The organism is Deinococcus sp. (assembly GCF_030523985.1).
Lineage (GTDB): Bacteria > Deinococcota > Deinococci > Deinococcales > Deinococcaceae > Deinococcus.
Genome location: NZ_JAUNHK010000153.1, coordinates 1 through 4,278, shown reverse-complemented (window position 1 = coordinate 4,278; position 4,278 = coordinate 1). Strand labels below are relative to the sequence as shown.

6 protein-coding genes are annotated in these 4,278 nt (G+C 62.7%); all 6 read left to right on the top strand.

The features are described from left to right. Position 1 precedes the first annotated feature (1 nt). Positions 2-724: an SDR family NAD(P)-dependent oxidoreductase gene (locus tag Q4C89_RS14115; RefSeq protein ID WP_303103262.1), complete on the top strand. Its 723-nt coding sequence runs from the start codon at positions 2-4 to the stop codon at positions 722-724. Next, a complete protein-coding gene (gene nrdR, locus Q4C89_RS14110; RefSeq protein WP_303103261.1) occupies positions 721-1,200 on the top strand; it encodes a transcriptional regulator NrdR in 480 nt (159 codons plus the stop codon). Before Q4C89_RS14115 ends, nrdR begins: the two co-directional genes overlap by 4 nt. Next, the gene (locus tag Q4C89_RS14105) at positions 1,197-2,108 is read left to right on the top strand and encodes a hypothetical protein (protein ID WP_303103260.1); all 912 of its coding nucleotides are present in this window, start codon (positions 1,197-1,199) and stop codon (positions 2,106-2,108) included. The genes nrdR and Q4C89_RS14105 overlap by 4 nt, the downstream gene beginning before the upstream one ends. 349 nt (positions 2,109-2,457) lie before the next feature. Then, positions 2,458-2,760, top strand: coding sequence for a 50S ribosomal protein L21 (gene rplU / locus Q4C89_RS14100; protein ID WP_303103259.1), 303 nt, complete (start codon positions 2,458-2,460; stop codon positions 2,758-2,760). A gap of 16 nt (positions 2,761-2,776) precedes the next feature. Further along, on the top strand, positions 2,777-3,052 hold the full coding sequence (gene rpmA / locus Q4C89_RS14095) for a 50S ribosomal protein L27 (protein ID WP_303103258.1): 276 nt from the start codon (positions 2,777-2,779) through the stop codon (positions 3,050-3,052). 81 nt (positions 3,053-3,133) lie between these two features. Next, the coding region (obgE, locus tag Q4C89_RS14090) for a GTPase ObgE (RefSeq protein ID WP_303103257.1) at positions 3,134-4,278 on the top strand (1,145 nt) is incomplete at its 3' end.

Sequence of the window (4,278 nt, the reverse complement as noted above, 5' to 3'; positions counted from 1 at the left end):
CATGACGTTTTCCGCCGGTGACCTGTCGTCGCCTTTGTCCAAATCCTCGCGTGAAGCCCTGCTGAACCAAGTCATCGTGGTCACTGGGGCTGACCAGGGCTATGGCCGGGTGCTCGGAATGGCCCTGGCCCATGCAGGGGCCAATGTGATTCTGGTGGGCAAGGCCACCGAAACCCTCGCTTCTATCGCCAGCGGCATCGAGCAGCGCGGTGGGCGGGCCATTCCGCTGGCAGCCGACGTGTCGGTGCCCCTAGACTGGATCAGCGCCCTGGAACGCATTCTGGACATCTACGACTCGGTAGACGGCGTGGTGCATCTGGCCGACAAACGTGCCCATTCCTCGCGCTTCCACGAACTCAGCGAAACCGAATGGATGGACCTCTTCAACACCAACGTCAAAAGCACCGTCGCCATCACCCAGGTCTTGCGCCGACTGCAACCCCAGGCGTGGCTGTCGGTGGTCGGGCCGCACCAGGACGAAGTGGGCTTGCAGGTCTACCCGCAGCGCGGCGCGATTCGTGCCCTGGTCGAGCATGCCAGTCAGGAAGGCATGCGCCTGAACCTGCTGATTCCCTCGCGCTCCAGCAGCGGCGACGACCAGCTTGACCAGCCGCTGGCCGACGTGGTGCTGTCGCTGGCGGCTCCGGGGCTGGGGCACCTGCGCGGCAATGTCCTGAGCGTGCCGCTTCAGGCTCCAGGCCAAGGAGCGGCGGGGCGCGGATGAAGTGTCCCTACTGCTCTTCCCCCGATTCGCGGGTCATCAATTCACGCGCCAGCGACGAGGGAGCCAGTATTCGCCGCCGCCGCGAGTGCCTGAGCTGCGCCCGGCGCTTCACGACCTACGAGCGTGCCCAGCTCGAGCCGCTGATGGTCGTCAAACGCAGCGGCCTGCGCGAAGCCTTCAACCCCGACAAACTGCTGCGCGGCCTGGTCCTTGCCAGCGAAAAGCGCCCGGTGGATGCGGCGGCCCTGCGCGTCTTCGCCTATTCCTTTGAAGACGAGGTGCAAAGTGGTGAGATTCCCACCGAGGAAATCGGCCGCCGCGCCATGACGTTTCTCAGGCCGCTGGACGACGTGGCCTACATCCGTTTTGCCAGTGTCTACCGCGATTTCGACAGCCTCGAACGCTTTATCGAAGAAATTCGTGGCCTCAAGGACACTGAAAAAGCTCTATCCCCTTCTGCTGGAGAGCAGCCATGAAGAAACTCCCTCTGCTCGTTTCCTTGATTGTCATGCTGGTGCTGGTGTCCACCTGGTGGATTCTGACCGGACGTGCTCCGGTGGCCCGCACCACCGAACCCGAACTCGCCTCTCGGGGTGACGCTCTGGTGGGCCGCCTAAATACGCGCCTGGGAACCATGTGGAATCCGGCGCGGCCCGCACCCGACTGGAAGCCGCCCCAGGCGTTGCGAACCATTGCCCGTTATCCGGTAGAAAATGGCGAATTGAAAGCCCAGGGAGGCGAGCGCATCCAGGCGGTCCACCGCCGCAGCTGGTCTACCGTCACCACCCTGCTTCCCCCCGAAGTCACCCGTGAAGTCGGCACCTTCCTGCTCTCCACCGATGGGCGGGGCGGGGACAGGGGCTGGGTCAAGCTCGCTCCCAATGGCCTGAGCTGGCAACTCGCCCTCGACCCGCGTGACAGCGCCCCGGTGGAGCGGCTCAACACGCTGATCTATCAGAGTGCCTTCCTGACGGCGCTCGCTCCCTCCCAGCTTCAGACACTTCCCGAGGGCTACCCTTGCCCGACGGTGCTGACCTCTGCTGGCTGTGTGCAGTCTGGCAGCCTGATGCAGCGCTATGTCCGCACCTTCTGGAGCGACGCCATGCTCAAGGATTGGCGTCGGCGCAAAGTGGCAGAGCAGCCCACGCAGGCGCAGGCCTTTTTTACGGCCTATCCCAACACTTTCCTCAACGTCTCGGCGGCCCGTGGCCCCGAGCAGGACTTCGCCATGTCCTGGACGGCTTTCATTCTGGGCCAGCGTCCTGCCCGCGAAGACACGGCGGCGCAGCGCAAGGTGGCTTTTTTCTACAGCGACCCGCAGTTGACCGCCCTGCGACTCAAGATTTTGCGCCGGGTCAGCAGCGCCTTTCCCGCCAAGTCCTGACGCTTGCTCAACCCGGCCCCTTTGCTGATAGACTGCTTCCAACCCGCGACGTTGTGCCGAAGTGCCCAGGTCGCCCGGAGGTCAGACACGAGAACGACTCGCCCAGCGCGAGCCAACGTGTACCGCGAGGACACGTAGACGAAGAACGGGAACACGCACGCTGTCCATGTTTAGCCCCATCCTGGGGGCGGATTGCCTGCTTTTGCCCGTTCCGGCTGAGTTTCCGGTTCGGGCCAGTTCCCGTGACGCCTGTCATGTGTTACAGTGTTCGCTTGGTGGCCCCACAGCGGGCAAACGAAAGAAGATTTGCCGAGGCTGTTTTCAAGTGCCGGGCAACAGGAGGAAAGAGATGTTTGCAATCATTCAAACTGGCGGAAAGCAGTACCGCGTTTCCGAGGGCGACGTGCTCCGCGTGGAAAGCCTCAAGGGTGAAGCGGGCGACAAGGTCGAGCTTCAGGCCCTGTTCGTGGGCGGCGAAAAGGCCATCTTCGGTCAGGACGCGGGCAAGTACACCGTGCAGGCCGAAGTGGTCGAGCACGGGCGCGGCAAGAAGATTTACATCCGCAAGTACAAGAGCGGCATTCAGTACCGCCGCCGCACCGGTCACCGCCAGAACTTCACCGCAATCAAGATTCTGGGCATTCAGGGCTAAGGGAGGCGAATAAAACATGGCACACAAGAAAGGTGTAGGTTCGTCCAAGAACGGACGTGACAGCAACCCCAAGTACCTGGGCGTCAAGAAGTTCGGTGGCGAAGTCGTGAAAGCCGGGAACATCCTGGTTCGTCAGCGCGGCACCAAGTTCAAGGCCGGCGCGAACGTGGGCATGGGCCGCGACCACACCCTGTTCGCCCTCGAAGACGGCAAGGTCATCTTCACCAACAAGGGCAGCAAGGGCCGCTTCATCAGCATCGAAGCCGCCCAGACTGAACTCGCTGCCGACTGAAACCCGGTACGCGTCTGACCGCGCCCTGCCCACCTGGGGGGGCGCGGCTTTTTTACACTGATCTCCAGTGGAGGTGGCGAGATGGCTTTTCGTGACGTACTGAATATTGAAGTGGCTGCCGGAAACGGCGGCGACGGGAGCATGAGTTTTCACCGGGCCAAGTATCTGGAAAAGGGCGGCCCAGACGGTGGGCACGGCGGGCGCGGCGGCAACGTGATTCTGCGTGCCATTGAGGGCGTGGAGTCGCTGGAAAGGTTGGTCGGCAAACGCAAGTTCAAGGCCGAAAACGGGCGCTACGGCGAAGGCCGACTGCGTCAGGGGGCCGACGGCCTCGATATTTACATCGACGTTCCAGTCGGCACCACCGCCTTCGACGAAGAAAGCGGCAAAGTGATTGCCGACCTGGTGCAGGTGGGACAGGAAAAAATTATCGCCAAGGGTGGGCTGGGGGGCCGTGGCAACTCGACGTTTACCAGCAGCACCCGGCAGGCTCCCCGCTTCGCTGAACTGGGGACGCCGGGGCAAAAGCGCCGTGTGCGTCTAGAACTGCGCCTGATTGCCGACGTGGGTCTGGTGGGTTATCCCAACGCGGGCAAAAGCAGCCTGCTGGCGGCCCTGTCCCGTGCCAACCCGGCCATTGCCGACTACCCCTTTACGACCCTCTCCCCCATCCTGGGCGTCGTGCAGCGCGAGGACGAGCGGGGCAACAGCCTCAACGAACGCTTCACGATGGCCGACATCCCCGGCATTATCGAAGGAGCCAGCGAAGGCAAGGGCCTAGGCCTGGAATTCCTGCGCCATATCAGCCGCACCCGACTGCTGATTTATGTGCTGGACGTAACCCGCAATCCGGTCGAGGAGTTGCAGCAGCTTCAGGGCGAATTGCGGGCGTATGACCCGACCCTGCTCGACAACGTCGCTCTGGTGGCCCTGAACAAGGTCGAACTGGTCGAATCTGATCTGGCGCAGATGGTCGAGGATGAGCTGGCCGAACAGGGCTTGCCTGTCGTGCAGGTGAGCGCCAAGGAAGGAACGGGCCTCGCCACACTGCGTGAAACGCTGTTTCAGATGCTCCCCGAATTCGAGTTGTGGGCGCAGAGCAACGCGCTGGAAGTCGAGCCCGATACAGTGGTCGAAGAAGCCCTTAACATCATTTTCCGCGAGGACCCGCCTGCCAAGGGCGAAACCCAACCCGAACGGGTTTGGGAGGTGCATGGAGGCGGCTT

Excerpts from the sequence above, each read along its gene's own strand:
- nrdR (WP_303103261.1), top strand. The coding sequence starts at position 721 with ATGAAGTGTCCCTACTGCTCTTCCCCCGATTCGCGGGTCATCAATTCA.
- Q4C89_RS14115 (WP_303103262.1), top strand. The coding sequence starts at position 2 with ATGACGTTTTCCGCCGGTGACCTGTCGTCGCCTTTGTCCAAATCCTCG.
- rplU (WP_303103259.1), top strand. The coding sequence starts at position 2,458 with ATGTTTGCAATCATTCAAACTGGCGGAAAGCAGTACCGCGTTTCCGAG.
- rpmA (WP_303103258.1), top strand. The coding sequence starts at position 2,777 with ATGGCACACAAGAAAGGTGTAGGTTCGTCCAAGAACGGACGTGACAGC.
- Q4C89_RS14105 (WP_303103260.1), top strand. The coding sequence starts at position 1,197 with ATGAAGAAACTCCCTCTGCTCGTTTCCTTGATTGTCATGCTGGTGCTG.